This is a genomic window from Paraburkholderia sp. SIMBA_030 (assembly GCF_046535245.1).
Taxonomy (GTDB): Bacteria; Pseudomonadota; Gammaproteobacteria; order Burkholderiales; family Burkholderiaceae; genus Paraburkholderia.
The window spans coordinates 1-271 of the sequence record NZ_JAWRXB010000555.1; the positions used below are offsets into that span (position 1 = coordinate 1).

The 271-nt window shown below is 37.3% G+C and carries 1 protein-coding gene; it reads right to left on the reverse strand.

Annotated features, from left to right (window positions below; translation table 11 throughout):
* The coding region (locus SB772_RS41175) for a hypothetical protein (RefSeq protein ID WP_410838671.1) at positions 1-271 on the reverse strand (271 nt) is incomplete at both ends.

Below are 271 nucleotides of genomic sequence, written 5' to 3' on the forward strand. Positions count from 1 at the left end.
GTATAAGGTTCTTGTTATTGTCATACGTATATTTTTCGATTTTAGATTCAGGGCTGGAGGGCGCATCGGTGAGTTGCATCAGAAGTTCTTCCTTAAATTGGTATAACTCGGAAATTGTTTTCTTGGCAGTACAGCCATTATGCAGAAATAAACCTGCCGGAAGACCATTCAAATAGTAATACGTCTTTTTTTGATAACAAGTCTCCGGATTGTCGTTTTTTTTTCGAAAGTTGCAATATTCTGTACGCTCTTCTGCCTCGAATTTATTTTC